Source organism: Mesorhizobium sp. NPDC059054 (assembly GCF_042739215.1).
GTDB lineage: Bacteria > Pseudomonadota > Alphaproteobacteria > Rhizobiales > Rhizobiaceae > Mesorhizobium.
This window is the reverse complement of the sequence record NZ_JBHYHV010000007.1, coordinates 355,818-373,222: the sequence shown is the minus strand read 5'-3', so window position 1 is coordinate 373,222 and position 17,405 is coordinate 355,818. Positions and strand designations below refer to the sequence as shown.

At 61.2% G+C, this 17,405-nt stretch carries 13 protein-coding genes; 6 read left to right on the top strand and 7 right to left on the bottom strand.

The genetic code is table 11. The annotated features are described in order from the left end of the window. Positions 1 to 8 precede the first annotated feature (8 nt). Together ACFWXH_RS28240 and ACFWXH_RS28235 are read right to left on the bottom strand one after the other, a co-directional pair. Positions 9 to 3,197, bottom strand: a complete 3,189-nt coding sequence (locus ACFWXH_RS28240; protein ID WP_379124772.1) for an efflux RND transporter permease subunit — start codon at positions 3,195 to 3,197, stop codon at positions 9 to 11. A gap of 2 nt (positions 3,198 to 3,199) precedes the next feature. Beyond that, positions 3,200 to 3,499, bottom strand: a complete 300-nt coding sequence (locus ACFWXH_RS28235; RefSeq protein ID WP_152979806.1) for a hypothetical protein — start codon at positions 3,497 to 3,499, stop codon at positions 3,200 to 3,202. 106 nt (positions 3,500 to 3,605) lie between these two features. Here ACFWXH_RS28235 and ACFWXH_RS28230 point away from each other — a divergent pair, with 106 nt between their 5' ends. From ACFWXH_RS28230 to fghA, 4 genes are all read left to right on the top strand, one after another. After that, positions 3,606 to 4,232 (top strand): TetR/AcrR family transcriptional regulator, encoded by a 627-nt coding sequence (locus ACFWXH_RS28230; protein WP_379124748.1) that lies wholly within the window; start codon positions 3,606 to 3,608, stop codon positions 4,230 to 4,232. Between the two features lie 366 nt (positions 4,233 to 4,598). Further along, on the top strand, positions 4,599 to 7,037 hold the full coding sequence (locus ACFWXH_RS28225; RefSeq protein WP_379124771.1) for a heavy metal translocating P-type ATPase: 2,439 nt from the start codon (positions 4,599 to 4,601) through the stop codon (positions 7,035 to 7,037). 283 nt (positions 7,038 to 7,320) lie between these two features. Continuing rightward, positions 7,321 to 8,448, top strand: coding sequence for an S-(hydroxymethyl)glutathione dehydrogenase/class III alcohol dehydrogenase (locus ACFWXH_RS28220; protein WP_379124747.1), 1,128 nt, complete (start codon positions 7,321 to 7,323; stop codon positions 8,446 to 8,448). A gap of 94 nt (positions 8,449 to 8,542) precedes the next feature. Then, a complete protein-coding gene (gene fghA / locus ACFWXH_RS28215) occupies positions 8,543 to 9,379 on the top strand; it encodes an S-formylglutathione hydrolase (RefSeq protein WP_379124746.1) in 837 nt (278 codons plus the stop codon). Between the two features lie 19 nt (positions 9,380 to 9,398). Here fghA and ACFWXH_RS28210 read toward each other — a convergent pair whose 3' ends face one another. Next, complete coding sequence (locus ACFWXH_RS28210) at positions 9,399 to 10,244, bottom strand: hypothetical protein (protein WP_379124744.1); 846 nt, start codon at positions 10,242 to 10,244, stop codon at positions 9,399 to 9,401. Positions 10,245 to 10,400: 156 nt separating this feature from the next. Beyond that, positions 10,401 to 11,174 (bottom strand): gamma-glutamyl-gamma-aminobutyrate hydrolase family protein, encoded by a 774-nt coding sequence (locus ACFWXH_RS28205; protein ID WP_379124743.1) that lies wholly within the window; start codon positions 11,172 to 11,174, stop codon positions 10,401 to 10,403. A gap of 286 nt (positions 11,175 to 11,460) precedes the next feature. Between ACFWXH_RS28205 and ACFWXH_RS28200 the strand changes: the two genes are divergently transcribed. Together ACFWXH_RS28200 and ACFWXH_RS28195 are read left to right on the top strand one after the other, a co-directional pair. Continuing rightward, positions 11,461 to 12,570 (top strand): TRAP transporter substrate-binding protein, encoded by a 1,110-nt coding sequence (locus ACFWXH_RS28200; RefSeq protein WP_379124742.1) that lies wholly within the window; start codon positions 11,461 to 11,463, stop codon positions 12,568 to 12,570. 181 nt (positions 12,571 to 12,751) lie between these two features. Further along, positions 12,752 to 13,861, top strand: coding sequence for a TRAP transporter substrate-binding protein (locus ACFWXH_RS28195; protein WP_379124741.1), 1,110 nt, complete (start codon positions 12,752 to 12,754; stop codon positions 13,859 to 13,861). Positions 13,862 to 13,941: 80 nt separating this feature from the next. On the opposite strand, the gene ACFWXH_RS28190 is transcribed toward ACFWXH_RS28195, so the two are convergent. The 3 genes from ACFWXH_RS28190 to ACFWXH_RS28180 all read right to left on the bottom strand — a co-directional run bounded on the left by ACFWXH_RS28190 (position 13,942) and on the right by ACFWXH_RS28180 (position 17,402). Beyond that, positions 13,942 to 15,732 carry a TRAP transporter large permease subunit gene (locus tag ACFWXH_RS28190; protein ID WP_379124740.1) on the bottom strand — a complete coding sequence of 597 codons (1,791 nt, stop codon included), beginning with the start codon at positions 15,730 to 15,732 and terminating at the stop codon, positions 13,942 to 13,944. Beyond that, complete coding sequence (locus ACFWXH_RS28185; protein WP_379124739.1) at positions 15,729 to 16,313, bottom strand: TRAP transporter small permease subunit; 585 nt, start codon at positions 16,311 to 16,313, stop codon at positions 15,729 to 15,731. The genes ACFWXH_RS28190 and ACFWXH_RS28185 overlap by 4 nt, the downstream gene beginning before the upstream one ends. A 183-nt stretch (positions 16,314 to 16,496) precedes the next feature. Then, positions 16,497 to 17,402, bottom strand: a complete 906-nt coding sequence (locus tag ACFWXH_RS28180) for a branched-chain amino acid ABC transporter permease (protein WP_379124738.1) — start codon at positions 17,400 to 17,402, stop codon at positions 16,497 to 16,499. Positions 17,403 to 17,405 lie beyond the last annotated feature (3 nt).

The window sequence follows — 17,405 nt, the reverse complement described above, 5'->3', positions numbered from 1 at the left end:
GGGCTCCGTTATTCTGCTGCCGGTACATGGGTGGGCGAGGACTGCTCGCCACCATGCGGCGCATGGGTTGTTTCAGAGTGTTCAGCTTTCGCGTCGGCATTCCGCTCCCGCCATTGTTCGATGATGGCGTAGAAGACAGGCACGAAGGCGAGAGTCAGGATGGTGGCCGCCAGCATGCCGCCGAACACGGCGGTACCCAGGGACTGGCGGCTGGCGGCACCGGCACCGGTGGCCAGCATCAGCGGCACGACGCCGAGGATGAAGGCGAAGGCGGTCATCAGGATCGGGCGTAGACGCAGACGACCGGCTTCCATCGCCGCCTCCACGATGCTCATGCCTTGCTCGCGCAGGTGCTTGGCGAACTCGACGATCAGGATCGCGTTCTTGGCCGCCAGGCCGATCAGCATGACAAAGCCGATCTGCGAGTAGACATCCATCTGCATGCCGCGCAGCCAGATCGCCAGCAACGCACCGAACAAGGCGGTCGGTACCGACAAGATGACCATGAACGGCATCGACCAGCTTTCATACTGCGCCGCCAGGATCAGGAAGACGAAGACGATGGCGAGCGCAAAGACGAAGATTGCGACCGAACCGGCCTTCAATTCCTGGAAGGTGATGCCGGTCCATTCGAAAGCGAAGTCGTTCGGCAGCGCCGTTGCGGCTGCCCGTTGCATCGCCTCGATCGCCTGACCCGAAGAGAAACCGGGCGCTGCGCTGCCGTTGATGAGGGCAGAACCGTAGTTGTTGTAGTGCGTTACCGTCTCCGGACCGACAATGGATTTCATCGTGCCGAGCGTCGACAAAGGCACCATCTGGCCGGTGTTGTTGCGCACATACAGCTTGCTGAGATCGGCCGCTTCCGCACGCGCCGCCTTGTCCGCCTGCATGGTGACACGGAAGGTGCGGCCGAACATGTTGAAGTCGTTCACATAGAGCGACCCCAGATAGATCTGCAGCGTGTTGAAGACGTCCGGCAGGGCAAGGCCAAGCAGCTTTGCCTTGTTGCGATCGAGGTCGAAGTTGAACTGCGGCGTCGAGGTCGAGAAGGTGCTGAACAGCGTCTGCGGATTGAGCTCAGGCTGCTTGCGGGCTTCTGCAAGCAATGCCTGGGTGGCCTCGTTGACGGCATTGGCGCCATGGCCGGCCAGATCCTCGACCTGGAATTCGAAGCCGCCTGTCGTGCCGAGGCCCTGAATGGAAGGCGGTTCGAAAGCTAGGACCAGTCCTTCGGGCATGCCGAACAGTTGCGGCCGCACCGAATTGACGATGTCGGTGGCGCTCTGGCCAGGTCCCTTGCGCTCCTCCCACGGCTTCAGGATTGCAAACAGCGCCGCCGAGTTCGATTGATTGGCGAAGGTGAGGAAGTTGAAACCTGCGACGGTGATGACGTACTCGACACCGGGCGTGGCGAGCAGTTTGTCACGCACCTTCTTTGAGACCTCGTCCGTGCGTTCGAGCGATGCCCCGTCGGGCAACTGCACGATGTTGAAGAAGTAACCCTGGTCCTCGACCGGAAGGAAGGCCGAAGGGATGCGGGTCGAGACGAGATAGGTCGCGGCAATCAGCGCCACGAACACGCCCATCATCAGCCATCGCAGCTTGATGAAGCCACGTACCGCTGCCGAATAGGCATGCGACAGCCAGGTGAAACCATCGTTAAACCAGCGATAGAGGAAGAAAGTCGACGGCGGGCGATGGCGCAGGAAGGCTGCCGACAAAGCAGGCGACAGCGTCAGCGAGTTGAAGGCTGAGATGCCGACCGAGATCGCTACCGTCAGCGCGAACTGATTGTAGAGCTGGCCCGTAACGCCCGGGATGAAGGCGACCGGAATGAACACGGCCATGAGCACTGCCGTGGTGGCAATGATCGGGCCTGTGACTTCCTTCATCGCTAATCTAGCTGCTTCGAGCGGGGGATGGCCGGCTTCGAGCTGACGTTCGACGTTTTCGACCACGACGATGGCGTCATCGACGACGAGGCCGATGGCGAGAACCATGCCGAGAAGCGAGAGCATGTTGAGCGAGAAGCCCAGCGCCAGCATCACCACCATGGTGGCGATCAGGGATACTGGGATGGCGATGATGGGAATAAGCGTCGTGCGCCAGTTCTGCAGGAAGATGAAGACAACGGCCACGACCAAAACCAGTGCTTCGAGCAGGGTCTTGACCACGTCTTCCATGGCAGCCGAGACGAATTTGGTCGTGTCGTAGAAGATCGTGTATTCGATGCCCTTCGGGAAGCGAGCCGACAGCTCCTTCATCTTGGCTTCGATGTTCTTCTTCAGCTCCAGCGCGTTGGAACCCGGCATCTGGAATGTCGCGATGACAACGGTCGGTTTTTCGTTGGCATAGGTTGATGAATTGTAGAGCAGCGACCCGAGTTCTATGCGCGCGACGTCCTTCAGGCGCACCAGTGAGCCACTGGCCGAATTGGCACGCACGACGATGTTGCCGAATTCCTTCGGATCGGAGAGACGGCCGGTGGCATTGACCTGCATTTCAAACGCAGTGCCACTCGGTGCCGGAGCCTGACCGATCTTGCCTGCGGCAACCTGGACGTTCTGTTCGGCGACCGCATTCTGCACATCGACGGCCGTGATGCCGAGATTGGCCAGTTTGTCCGGGTCTAGCCAGACTCGCATCGAGTAGCGGCGCTCACCGAAGATCTGCACGTCGCCAACGCCGGGAACGCGTTTCAGCGGATCCGCCACCTGCAGATAGGCATAGTTGCTGAGCGCGACCGGATCGACCGAACCGTCGGGAGAGGTCAGGTTCACGATCAGCACGAAGCTTGGGTTCTGCTTTTTGACGGTGACGCCGGCCTGGTTGACGATTGCCGGCAAGGAGGAGGCGGCCTGCGAAACGCGGTTCTGCACGTCCATCGCCGCGATATCGAGCGGATAGCCGACATCGAAGGTAACGGTGATGCGTGAAGAGCCGTCATTCGAGCTTGCCGAGGACATGTAGGTCATGCCTTCGACACCGTTGATCGACTGCTCGAGTGGGGTCGTGACCGTGTCGGCGACAACCTGCGAGCTGGCGCCCGGATAGTTGGCGCTGACGACGACCTGAGGTGGCGCGATGTTGGGGAACTGTGCAACCGGCAAAAGATAATAGGCGATCAGCCCGGCGAGCACCATGATGATGGCGATCGCCGAGGCGAAGATCGGCCGCTGGAGAAAGAAATTGACCATGTTCAAACGGCTTTTCGGGTAACAGCAAGTGGATCCCTGGGGAGGAAGGCGGGATCGCTGCTTGGCAAAGAGGAATGATCGTCGGCTTCGCGCAGTCGCGCGGCGGTGTGGACAAGAAGAGCTTTGAGCGAAGCCGGATCGACGTGATCGGCCCGCATGACGGCGAGCGTCATCGGGTCATTCAGCAACTGGTCAATGGTCAGGGCCTTGGAATAGAATGCCATTGTTCGTCTCCCGGCTTTGATCCAGGCAATAAAAGAGCGCTCGGCGAAGACCTTGTTTTGGCCTTCACCCTGTTCCATCATCTTGTCCGACTTGGCCTATGGTCGACCTTGACGGAGGGTATTTGAAATGTTACCGCTCGGTAACAGCCAGATAGTTACTGACCGGTAACACCGACGTCAAGCCATGAGCGATCAAATTTTTCAGACTGCTGACAATAGTGAACACAACGATCGTGTGAGTGCTCGACCGCGAGAGCGTATCGTGACCACCGCGCGCGAGATGTTTCATCAGCACGGCGTGCGTGGCGTCGGCATCGAAGCGATCACCGAGGCAGCCGGCACCAACAAGATGACGCTCTATCGTCATTTTGCTTCCAAGGACGATCTCATCGTCGAATGCCTGCAGCGCGCCGCCAAGGAATCCTATCTGAAATGGGATGAGCTGGAACGCCAGTACCCCGGCGATCCCAAAGCGCAGCTGCACAGCTGGATCGAGAATGCGGCCGAGTGCATCAGCGGCGACTGGCGCGGTTGCGAGATGGCCAACACCGCCGTCGAACTGGCCGACGACGATCATCCTGCCAAACGAGTGATCGAAGAGGTCAAGAAGAACCACCGCAATTGTCTGGCAAAGCTCTGTGCCCGCGCGGGCCTCGATCAGCCCGAATTGGCTGCCGACATGCTGGGTCTTTTGCTGGAAGGGGCGCGGATCAGCCGCCAAAGCGAGGGCCAGGAAGGCCCGAGTGCCCGTTTCAAGCGCATGGCCGAGGAAGTCATCGCCACCGTGGGCGGTTTGGCCGACAAGGCCTGATCGATCGGTCGACGGCCCTTCCTGCAATCTCCCGGCACGTCGCCAGGGTCTGTCGTCGCCCCGCGCTACCGAAACTTGTCCGTGTTCTGCGGCCATCTCGCGCCTGTTCCTCATCAAAAATCAGGCTTTACGGTCTGCACCTTCCCGTCATGGTAAGGTCAAGTGCCTTTTTTTGCAGGCAGCGAAGGGCGCTGCTTCTGCGATGTCACACGTCGCGAAGCCTCTTGACCTTCCCATGACTGGAAGCTTTATCTCCCTGGGCAACCACTCAGCAAGAGAGTTGCAGCCATGAACGCCGTTCCCCAAAAATTGTTCCCCGTCACCGCGCCGAAGGCCGGTTCAATCTTTCAGCTCGGGATCGAAGGCATGACCTGTGCCTCCTGCGTGCGCCGCGTCGAGAAAGCCATCGCGGCGACGCCAGGCGTTGCTTCCGCAAACGTCAATCTGGCGACGGAGCGTGCCGAGGTAGCCTTTTCAGGCAAGCCGGATCTCGGCCCCGTACTGGCCGCGGTTGCAGGTGCCGGCTATCAAGCACGCAGCGAGACGATCGAGCTCACGATCAAGGGCATGACGTGCGCCTCCTGCGTGGCACGCATCGAACGCGCGCTGAAGGCCGTGCCCGGCGTTTCCAATGCCAACGTCAACCTTGCGACTGAACGGGCGACCGTGATCACGGTAGCCAGTGCGGTCGAGGTATCTTCCCTTGAGGCGGCTGTGCTTGCCGCAGGCTATGAAGCGCGACTGATCGTGCCCAAAGCCGCTGACAGCGGCGAAATCGATCATCGCGTTTCGGAAATCGCCTCACTGCAACGGGCCTTGGCGATTGCGCTCGTCCTGACCCTGCCGGTCTTTGTGCTGGAAATGGGTTCGCATCTGGTGCCTGCGTTTCATCACTGGGTGATGGCGACGTTCGGTGTCTGGAGCTGGCGGCTGCAATTCGTGCTGACCACGCTGGTGCTGTTCGGTCCCGGCCTGCGTTTCTTTGCCAAAGGTGTACCGGCGTTGCTCAAGGGCGCTCCTGACATGAATGCGCTGGTGGCGCTGGGTGCTGGTGCGGCCTGGGCGTATTCGGTCTTTGCGACCTTTCTGCCAGATGTGCTGCCGGCCGGCACCGCCAATGTCTACTACGAGGCCGCGGCCGTCATCGTGACGTTGATCCTGCTTGGACGTTTCCTCGAAGCCCGCGCCAAGGGGCGGACAGGCGAAGCGATCAAGAAACTGGTTGGTCTGCAGGCCAAGACGGCTCGTGTGATGCGCGACGGCCTCGCCGTCGAAGTGCCGCTGCAGGAGGTGCGGGCCGGCGACATCGTGGTGGTGCGGCCTGGTGAAAAGATTGCCGTCGATGGCGAGATCGTCGAGGGGTCTTCTTTCGTCGACGAAGCCATGATCACCGGCGAGCCGGTGCCGGTCGCCAAGGGCATCGGCACGGAGGTGGTCGGTGGAACCATCAACAAGACCGGTAGTTTTTCCTTCCGCGCAACCAAGGTGGGTTCCGAAACCCTGCTGGCGCAGATCATCCGCATGGTCGAGACCGCACAAGGTGCCAAGCTGCCGATCCAGGCCCTGGTCGACAAGGTGACGGCCTGGTTCGTGCCAGCGGTGATCGCTGCGGCCGTCGCCACTTTCGGCGTCTGGTTTTTCTTCGGGCCGGATCCGGCGTTGTCCTTCGCTCTCGTCAATGCCGTTGCGGTGCTGATCATCGCTTGTCCATGTGCGATGGGGCTGGCGACGCCGACTTCGATCATGGTCGGCACGGGGCGCGCAGCCGAGATGGGGGTTCTGTTCCGCAAGGGCGATGCGTTGCAGACGTTGCGCGACGCCTCGGTCATTGCGTTGGACAAGACCGGCACCTTGACGGAGGGACGGCCGGAACTCACCGACTTCATCGTCGCCGACGGCTTCCAGGAAGCCGAAGTGCTCAACCTCGTCGCCGCGGTCGAGACGCGCTCGGAGCATCCGGTCGCCGAGGCGATCGTAAGGGCTGCTGAAAAGCGTGGCCTGAAACCGGTGGCGGCCAGCGACTTCGAAGCCATACCCGGCTTCGGCGCGCGTGCCTGGATCGGAAATCGCCAGGTGGAAATCGGAGCGGATCGGCTGATGGCACGGCTTGGTCTCGACGTCTCCGCCTTCGCTCCTGTGGTCGAGCGGTTGGCTAACGAGGGCAAGAGCCCTCTCTACGCCGCCATCGATGACGAACTTGCCGCGATCATCGCGGTCGCCGATCCCATCAAATCGTCGACGCCTGCCGCCATCCGGGCGCTGCATGCGCTCGGTCTGAAGGTCGTGATGGTGACCGGAGACAATCGCCACACGGCCAAAGCGATCGCCCGTCAGATCGGCATCGATGACGTGGTCGCCGAGGTGCTGCCCGATGGCAAGGTCGAGGCGGTGCGGCGGCTGGCCCGTGATGGCGGCCGGGTTGCCTTCGTGGGTGACGGCATCAACGATGCGCCGGCATTGGCCGCCGCCGATGTCGGCATCGCCATTGGTACGGGCACCGACATTGCCATTGAAAGTGCGGATGTCGTGTTGATGTCGGGTGATCTCGCCGGTGTTGCCAATGCTCTGGCGCTGTCGAAGGCGACCATCCGCAATATCCGCCAGAACCTGTTCTGGGCTTTCGGCTACAATGCCGCTCTGGTGCCGGTGGCGGCGGGGCTGCTTTATCCGGTCAACGGAACCTTGCTGTCGCCGATGCTGGCCGCCGGCGCCATGGCCTTGTCTAGCGTTTTCGTGCTGAGCAATGCGCTGCGGCTGAAGCGCTTCCGCGCGCCGCTGGTGTCAGAACACCGCGCAGCCGCCTGACCCGAACAGTTTGCCGAGGTTGTCGGTTGGTGGGGTGGCTCCCCACCAATCAACTGTGTCTGCCGGGCTGGTCCTGTCGTCCACGCTCCGCTAACAATCGACTATGCTCGTCAGAGCGGGTCGACCGTTTCGTATCCGTGCGATGATGCGTCGCTGACACGACCGCTTTCGGTGAACCGTGGCTCTAGCTTGAGCCTGGATCTGCCGAGTGGCACTGTCGTTCGGTGTGAGCGAATCCGTTGGGCGCAAGCCCGACCAAAAAGTCTGTTTGGAGAAAAGAAGCATGAAAACCCGCGCCGCAGTAGCCGTAGGAGCCGGCAAGCCGCTTGAGATCATGGAAGTTGATCTCGAGGGACCCCGCGAGGGCGAGGTGCTGGTTGAGGTGAAGGCGACCGGCATCTGCCACACCGACGAGTTCACGCTGTCGGGCGCCGATCCGGAGGGCATCTTCCCGGCGATCCTCGGCCATGAAGGCGCCGGCGTCGTCGTCGATGTCGGCAAGGGGGTGACTAGCCTGAAGAAGGGCGACCATGTCATCCCGCTCTATACGCCCGAATGCCGCTCGTGCCCGTCGTGCCTGTCGCGCAAGACCAACCTGTGCACGGCGATCCGTGCCACCCAGGGCCAGGGCCTGATGCCGGACGGCAGCTCGCGCTTCTCGATCGGTGGGGAAAAGATCTTCCACTATATGGGCTGCTCGACGTTCTCGAACTTCACGGTGCTGCCCGAGATCGCGCTGGCCAAGGTCAACCCGGACGCACCCTTCGACAAGATCTGCTACATCGGCTGCGGCGTCACCACCGGCATCGGTGCCGTCATCAACACCGCCAAGGTGGAGGAGGGCGCGACCGCGGTGGTGTTCGGGCTCGGCGGCATTGGCCTCAACGTCATCCAGGGGCTGAGACTTGCCGGTGCCGACATGATCATCGGCGTCGATCTCAACAACGACAAGAAGGCCTGGGGCGAGCGCTTCGGCATGACGCATTTCGTCAATCCGAAGGAGATCGATGGCGACATCGTGCCTTATCTGGTCAACCTGACCAAGCGCGGCGCCGACCAGATCGGCGGTGCCGACTACACCTTCGACTGCACGGGCAACACCAAGGTGATGCGCCAGGCGCTGGAGGCGGCGCATCGCGGCTGGGGCAAGTCGGTCGTCATCGGGGTTGCCGGTGCCGGCCAGGAGATCTCGACGCGCCCGTTCCAACTGGTGACGGGCCGTACCTGGATGGGCACGGCCTTCGGCGGTGCGCGCGGCCGCACCGATGTGCCCAGGATCGTCGACTGGTACATGGACGGCAAGATCGAGATCGATCCGATGATCACTCACACGCTGAAGCTGGACGAGATCAACAAGGGCTTCGATCTCATGCACGAAGGCAAGAGCATCCGAAGCGTGGTGGTTTACTGATCCGCACAGCCGCATTGCGTCGGGGCGCCCGGCTTGATGTCGGGCGCGGCTCGCAGGCGTTCCCAACACCAGATGGATTGAGAAGACAGGACCGATGAAAACCGTTTCCACGTCGAAGTCGCATGGCGGCGTCCAGGGCGTCTATTCGCATGCGTCGGACGCCTGCGCCTGCGACATGACCTTTGCCGTATTCGTGCCACCCCAGGCCAAGGATCACCCGGTGCCGGTGCTGTGGTATCTGTCAGGCCTCACCTGCACTCATGCCAACGTCATGGACAAGGGCGAATATCGGCGCCTGGCCGCCGAGCTCGGCCTGATGATCGTCTGCCCGGACACCAGCCCGCGCGGCGAGGCCGTGCCGGACGAGAAGGACAACTGGCAGTTCGGCCAGGGCGCCGGCTTCTACGTCGATGCCACGCAGGAGCCGTTTGCGAAGAACTATCGCATGTATTCCTACCTCACCGAGGAACTGCCGACGCTCATTGCCGCAAACTTCCCGGCAGACATGGCGCGGCAGGGGATATTCGGCCATTCCATGGGTGGTCACGGCGCATTGACCGTCGCACTCAGGAATGCGGATCGCTTCAGGAGTTGCTCGGCCTTCGCGCCGATCGTGCAGCCGACGACGGCAGGCTGGTCGAAGCCGGCGTTGGAAAAGTATCTCGGTAGCGACGAGAGGGCCTGGCGTGCCTGTGACGCAACGCTGCTGATCGAGGATGGCAAGCGCTTTCCCGAGCTGCTGGTCGATCAGGGCACAACAGACGGCTTCCTCGATGAGGGGCTGCGTCCCTGGCTGCTGGAAGATGCCTGCGGGAAGGCTGGCATCGCGCTCACCTTGCGCATGCAGGACGGCTACGACCACTCCTATAACTTCATCTCGACCTTCATGGATGATCACCTCAACTGGCATGCCGAGAAGTTGGCCAAGTAAACAACCAGGTCTCGGTCGATCACGCTGCCATGCTGGCCAGGTTTTGCTCGAATGCCTGATCGATGATAGCCAGCTTCACCGCCTGCGCGTCCATATATTCGCGATAGAAATCGCGCGACATCCACATGACGGAGTGGCCGCGCTGGCCCAGCCAACCAATGCTGCCAAGGTCTTCAGCCTCGCGCAGTTTGCGCGCCAGATGTGTACGCGAAAGCTTCAGCCAATTGGCGAATTCGCCAATTGAAACGACTCCGGTAGGGATGTGGTCTCGATCGGCCAGGCTTGGATCCACACCCGAGATGAGCCATTCCATGACGACGCCACCATTGTTTAGCCAGGTGAACAGCGAGAAGGTCTTTTCAGGGGCGCGTACCGGGCCCGACGTGAGCAGGCCATCGGCGATCAGAGGTTCCAGCCGGGCGAGTGCATCAGATCTGGAAGCAAAAGTTGCCAGCCGCCCGCCGCCATCGAGCTCGTCCAATGTCGTGAGATGAATCATTGCCCAGGCCGCCAGGATTTGAAGCGTCTGGACGGTTGGGCGCAGTGGAATCGAGCGGCGATCGGTGTTGTCCGGCAGAGGCTCGACATAGTTGTATTTGAGCATTTCCTTCATGAAGGCGTCGGCCGTATTTCGGCTGGCCACGGAATGCTGTTCGACCAGTTGGAGGAAACGCGCGGTCGTCAACGCGCCTTGGCGAAAATAAATGGCCAATCCTGCATGCGCCATCAGCCAGCGCTGCTGTGTGGCGAATACAGACGCGAGCCGTGGCGAACTTTCACGGGCGGCCAGCAGAGCCTTCGCCTGGCTGCGAATGCTGCGATGCAGAGCCGGATGCCCGGCAATTTCGGTCGCGCTGAATGCCACCCGGTAACCCTCAAGCCCGGCCTACAGTAGCGAACCGAAAAATGGAATGCGATGGAAATCGCGCTTCAGCCAACCGGTCGTTGAGATGTGTGTATAGCCGCACCGCAAGGCGCGCACAGCCGACACCGACGATGCCCGTCTGTTATGAAAAGCTGTCTATTCAGCGGCAGCGCGTGTTGCAGCCCTGGCGGCGGCATGTGCACGTACGGCATCGCCGAAAGCCTTGAAGACGCGCTGTGAAACGCTGTCGCTCTTCACCCAATATTCCGGGTGCCACTGAACGCCAACGGCGAAGGAACGGGAATCACGCACCGAAACAGCCTCGACGGTACCATCGGTCGCCACTGCCTCGACCTGCAACTTCGGTCCGAGCCGGTCGACAGCCTGCCGATGCACGGAATTGACCATGACTTCGCCAGCACCGAAGACACCCGCAAGGCACGAACCCGGCTTGATGCTGACGCTCTGGCGGATGGCGAAGCGTTCGTCCTGATTATCGGAAACCGGGGCGCGATGGTCGAGCGAGCCCTCGCGCTCCTGGATCTCCGTGGCGAGCGAGCCGCCAAGGGCGACGTTCATCTCCTGGATGCCTCGGCAGATGGCCAGCAACGGCACGCCGCGTTCGATCGCCCTGCGGATCAACGGCAAGGTCGTCGCGTCACGGTCGGGGTCGTAGGGGCCATTGGCTTCGCTGGCGTCGCCACCATAAAGCGAAGGGTGCACGTTCGACTTCGAGCCGGTCATCATCACGCCATCGACGGACGACAGGAGTTCATCGAGATCGAGCCGGTCGCCGAAGGAAGGGACCAGAACCGGGAAAACGCCAGCGCCGGCGATTGCCGCTTCCAGATATTGCCGAGGTGCTGCGTGCCAGGTGTAGTTGTCGAACTGGCGGACATCGGTCGAGACTGCGACGAGCGGCTGCTGCATTTTAGGTACGGGTTCCGTTAGGGTCCAAAGCTGGAATGCCTATAAAATAGGCGATGCCGGGACGCTTTTCCACGACAAGTTTATGGCCTCGCCAAGACATGCAAGCCATGCACGATCCTGCCGTTAGACTATAGTCGCAGAGCTTGGAAAAGGCTGCGCCAGAGGCCCTGGCGCTCGCTGGACACGGTGGGAACGGCGTGTATTGTCGTGCCCGGTACAACCCGCCAAATCGAGAAATTTCTTTATTTTCATACTCGCCCGTTGATCCAAAAAAGGGAGGAACTTCATGGATCGTCGTTCGTTCATCCGCAAAGCCGGTGTCACCGGTGCGGGAGCGGCGGCCGTCGCCACGACACTCGCGGCCCCGGCTATCGCCCAATCCAATCCGAAAGTGACCTGGCGCCTGACCTCGTCCTTCCCGAAGTCACTGGATACGATCTACGGCGGTGCCGAAGTGTTTTCCAAGATGCTCTCGGAAGCAACCGATGGCAATTTCACGGTGCAGGTCTTCGCTTCCGGCGAGCTCGTTCCTGGCCTGCAGGCGGCTGACGCGACGGCGGCTGGTACGGTCGAGGCCGCCCATACGGTTACTTACTATTATTGGGGCAAGAATCCGACCTGGGCGCTGGGGGCAGCGGTGCCGTTCGCGCTCAATGCGCGCGGCATGAATGCCTGGCACTATCACGGCGGTGGTATAGCGCTCTTCAACGAATTCCTCGACAAGCAGGGTCTCTATGGCCTTCCGGGCGGCAACACCGGCGTGCAGATGGGCGGCTGGTTCCGCAAGGAAATCAATACGGTCGCGGACCTCAAGGGTCTCAAGATGCGTATCGGCGGCTTCGCCGGCAAGGTGGTCGAGAAGCTGGGGGTCGTGCCGCAGCAGATTGCCGGCGGCGACATCTATCCTGCGCTGGAGAAGGGCACCATCGATGCCGCCGAGTGGGTCGGTCCCTATGACGATGAGAAACTCGGTTTCCAGAAGGTCGCACCCTATTACTACTACCCCGGCTGGTGGGAAGGCGGACCGACCGTCCATCTGCTCTTCAACAAGGCGAAGTTCGAAGAACTGCCGGCAAACTACAAGTCGCTGGTGCACACTGCGGCTCAGGCCGCGGACGCCAACATGCTGCAGAAGTATGACTATGTGAATCCCGGCGCGGTGAAATCGCTGGTGGCATCGGGCGCCAAGCTGAGGCCCTTCAGCCAGGAGATTCTGGCGGCCTGTTTCGAGAAGTCGAATGAGGTCTATGCCGAGATGGAATCCGGCAATGCCGACTTCAAGAAGATCTGGGATTCGATTAAGGCCTTCCGCAAGGAGCATTATCTCTGGGCGCAGGTGGCCGAATACAACTATGACACCTTCATGATGATCCAGCAGCGCGGCAACAAGCTCTGATCTGACTACAGGTTGAAGAATGGGGCCCGGAGAGCATTGCTTCCGGGCCTTTTTCGTGTGCGGTGCAATCGCGCTGCTGGACTTGGTCCAGGTGCCGTGCATCATGGGGCCAGCGCCGTCTGGGCGACTTAAAAAACAAGCCCTTCGGCGCTTCCAGGATCCAGGCGAGGGAGGAAGCGAAATGGATCGTCGTTCATTCGTGAAGAAAGCAGGCCTGACCGGAGCGGGGGCTATCGGGGTCGCGGCAAGCCTTGCTGCGCCGGCGGTGGCGCAGTCGCTGCCGAAGCTCTCGTGGCGATGCACATCGTCGTTCCCAAAGGCGCTGGATACGATCTTCGGCGCCGCGCAGACGATGGCGAAGTATGTTCGCGAGTCCACGGACGGCAACTTCGACATCCAGGTCTTTGCCTCGGGTGAATTGGTGCCTGGCTTGCAGGCGGCGGACGCCGCGGCGGCAGGTACAGTCGAATGCTGTCATACGGCATCCTACTATTACTGGGGCAAGGACCCGACCTATGCCCTGGCAACCGCAGTGCCATTCATGTTCAACGACCGGCAGATGAATGCCTGGCTGTATTACAATCAGGGCAATGAACTGCTGAACGAGTTCTACGCCACGCAGGGGCTCTATGGGTTGCCCTGCGGCAATACCGGCGCGCAGATGGGGGGCTGGTTCCGCAAGGAGATCAAGACGGTCGAGGATTTCAAGGGCCTCAAGATGCGCATCGGCGGTTTCGCCGGCAAGGTCCTGCAGAGGCTGGGTCTGGTTCCGCAGCAGATCGCCGGCGGCGATATCTATCCGGCGTTGGAAAAAGGTACGATCGATGCGGCCGAATGGGTCGGGCCTTATGACGACGAGAAACTCGGGTTCCAGAAGGTCGCGCCCTATTACTATTATCCTGGCTGGTGGGAGGGCGGTCCAACGCTCAATCTCCTGGTCAATCTTGCCAAATGGAACGAGTTGCCGAAACCTTATCAGGCGGCGCTGACTTCCGCTTGCCAGGCCGCCAATTGCGACATGATGGCGAGTTACGATCAGAAGAATCCGGCTGCGTTGAAACGGCTTGTGGCCGGAGGCGCGCAACTGCGTCCGTTCAGCCAGGATATCCTGGCTGCCTGTTTCGATGCGGCAAATGCAACCTACGCGGAAATCTCGGCGGCAAATGCGGCTTTCAAGAAAATCCATGACAGCCAGGTCGGGTTCCGGCGCGATGCCTATCTGTGGGCGCAAGTGTCGGAATACACTTTCGATACCTTCATGATGTTGCAGCAGCGTGGCGGCAAGATCTGACGGCAGTCACCCTTGAACGCAAACCCCGGAGCGAGCTCCGGGGTTTGTTTTTTTGCAGGGCGGCTATTCGTTCGGCTGGGTCAGTTGAAGCTCGGTGGCTTCGAAAGATCCGGTGCCGGCTGCGCGGGCTGGTTCGGCTGATCGCCGCCGAAATTCGGCGGTTGCGACAGATCCGTACCCGGCGCAGTGGGTTGTGCCGGTGTGGCGCCTGCGCCGGCATCAGGAGGCGAGCCGAGCGGGGGCAAGCCCATGCCCGGGAGTTCGGGCACCTTGATCTCGATCGTGCTCGGGTCGACGGTTTTGCCCTTGTAGTGCATGACCATCTGCGGGAAGGCGATGGTCAGGGCGATCATCAGCACCTGGATGCAGACGAAAGGCACCGCTCCCCAATAGATCTGGCCGGTCGTCACCGGCGCGATCTGCTTACCGGTGATGCGGTCCAGATAAGGCACGCGGGCCGCCACCGAACGCAGGTAGAACAGCGCGAAGCCGAAGGGCGGGTGCATGAAGGACGTCTGCATGTTGACGCCCAGCAGCACCCCGAACCAGACGAGATCGATGCCGAGCTTGTCGGCGGCCGGTGCCAGCAGCGGCACGATGATGAAAGCCAGCTCGAAGAAGTCGAGGAAGAAGGCCAGCACGAAGACGAGAATGTTGACGACGATGAGAAAACCGAGTTCACCGCCCGGCAGCGAGACCAGAAGATGCTCGACCCAGAGATGGCCGTTCACGCCGTAGAAGGTGAGCGAGAAGACGCGGGCGCCGATCAGGATGAACAACACGAAGGACGACAACCTGGTCGTCGAGGCGAGGGCCTGCTTGATGACATCGAGGGTCAATCGCCTTTTGAAGCCGGCCATGATCAGCGCACCGACCGCACCCATCGCGCCGCCTTCCGTCGGCGTGGCGATGCCGAGGAAGATGGTGCCGAGCACCAGGAAAATGAGCGCCAGCGGTGGGATCAGTACGATCACCACCTGTTGCGCCAGCCTGGACATCACGTTGAGGCCGATCGTCTTGTCGGCGACGGCAAAGACATAGATCACGATGACCGCGATGGTCGCGGCGAGGATATCGGCATCCGTACCCTGCGTCGGCTCCAGATAGCGGAAGGCGAGGTAGCCAATGACACCAGCTACCAGCAGAGCTGCAATGAGCGACCATACACCGTGGCCCAGCGTACGAGCCTGCAGTGGTAGTGCCGGCATCGAATTCGGCCGGATGATCGACATCACCAGGATGTAGCTCATGTAGATGCCGGTCAGCACAAGGCCGGGAATCAACGCACCGGCATACATGTCGCCGACGGAGCGGCCGAGCTGGTCGGCGAGCACGATCAGCACCAGCGACGGCGGAATGATCTGCGCCAATGTGCCCGATGCGGCGATGACGCCGGATGCAACACGCCTGTCATAGCCGTAGCGCAGCATGATCGGCAGCGAGATCAGGCCCATCGCGATGACGGAGGCGGCAACGACGCCCGTGGTGGCGGCCAGCAGCGCGCCAACAAAAATGACCGCATAGGCGAGACCGCCGCGGATCGGACCGAACAACTGGCCGACCGTATCGAGCAGATCCTCCGCCATGCCGGAGCGCTCCAGCACGATGCCCATGAAGGTGAAGAACGGGATGGCCAGCAGCACATCGTTCGACATCACCCTGTTGCCGTAGAAGTTCTCCGGCAAAGCCCACAGCAGCGGCCAGGAAAGATTGATCGAACCGCCGGAGAACGGCGCCAGCTCCACGCCGATGGCAAAAAAGGCAAGCCCGCTTGCCGCCAGTGAAAAGGCGACCGGGTAACCGAAGAGCAGAAAGACGATCAACGAAGCGAACATGATTGGCGCCATGTTCTGCGCAATGAACTCGATCACGAATGGACCTCTTCGGCCAGCGCCTTGCCTTCGAGTTCGGCCTGTTCGTGGACGGAAACGAACGGATTGGGGTCTTCCATGTCGCCGCGCATGATGGCGATCTTCTTGATGATCTCGGAAATGCCCTGGAGCGCCAAAAGCAAGAAGCCGACCAGCAGGATCGCCTTGGCCGGCCAGATGATGAGGCCGCCGGAATTGGTGGACATCTCGCCCGACCGGAAGGAATGCAGGGTGTACGGCACGAACATGTAGACCATCAAAAGCACGAACGGCATCAGGAAGAAGAGATGGCCGATCAGGTCGATCCAGTGCTGCACACGGCGCGACCACATGCCGTAGACGATGTCGATGCGGATGTGCTCGTTCTGCTTGAGCGTATAGGCGGCGGCCAGCATGAAGGCGGCGCCGAACAGATACCATTGCAGTTCAAGCCAGGCGTTGGACGAGATGTTGAACACCTTGCGGATAATGGCGTTGCCCGCACTGACCAGGATCGACACCAGGATCAGCCAGGATATCCATTTTCCAATGAATTCGCTGAGGCGATCAATACCTCGGGACAGAGCCAGAAGCCCTTCCATACAAACCTCCCTGACGGGCAGGGCGTGCCGCTCCCCTTTTTGCGCCGCGCCTGCGTGGACCAACGGTATGCCGCGTCTGGCTCGCGGGTCAACACAACCACCAGGCGTCGGAGCGCTGGAATTATTCCAGCCCCCAACTTTCGCAAGGCGTGAGCGGCGTCATGCGACGAAAGTTTAATGAAATCAGATGGTCCGGCGGTCGTCGCGGCCGGCGCCGACAAGCACCAGAATTGCAACCAGGAAGAGGAACATCCAAGCGTCGCGCCACTCGACTGAAAAGTATCCAGTCCACAGCGATTCGACCAAACCGTAGGCAGCGGCTCCCCCCGCTGCTCGGGTCGGAGACAGGTAACCGCCGACGGCGGTGATGAAGAGGACTTTGAGGCCGTAGATCAGGCCGGCACCGAAGCCAAGATTGCCGTAGTAGAGAGCCGCAAGTATCCCGGCCAGTGCCGCGCATAGTCCGCCAGCAACGACCGCGATGCGAAAAACCTTACGGACGTTGGTTCCACATATGGCGGCTGCATGCGGGTCGTCGGAGACGGCGCGCCATAGTCGTCCGAACCTTGTGCGCGCGAGCGCGAAGGAGCCGGCAACGAGGGAAAGCGCGACGACGGCGCAATTCACGAGCTGAATTACGGTCAGTGTCGCCTTGAACCCGTTTGCCTCGGCAAAGACCACGGGCGTGCCGAGCATCGGCTGCAGCCACACGTCATGAGTATTGGCCGAGATGCGGGCAAGCTCGGTCAGAACCAGCGCCACGCCAAGCGTCGCGGCTGCGATCGCATTGGGAGAGCGGTCGGCTAGCGGCTCGAACAGGAAGCGTGCCAGCAGATGGCTGGCAAGCGCAGCATAGACAAAAGTCAATGCGGCCGCGAACAGGATGGTGGCGGGCAGCGTCAACCACAGGATCTGATAGCCGAACACGGCAGCCAGGATCATCGTCTGCCCGCAGAAGGCAAACAGCGCGCCATAAGCCAGATTGGTCCGGTGCAGGATGCCGTTGGTCAGCGCATAGCCAAAGGCCAGGAGCGCGTAGAGCGCGCCTGAATGCAGCCCGTTCAGGACCTGCTGGACAAAATAGAGCATGCC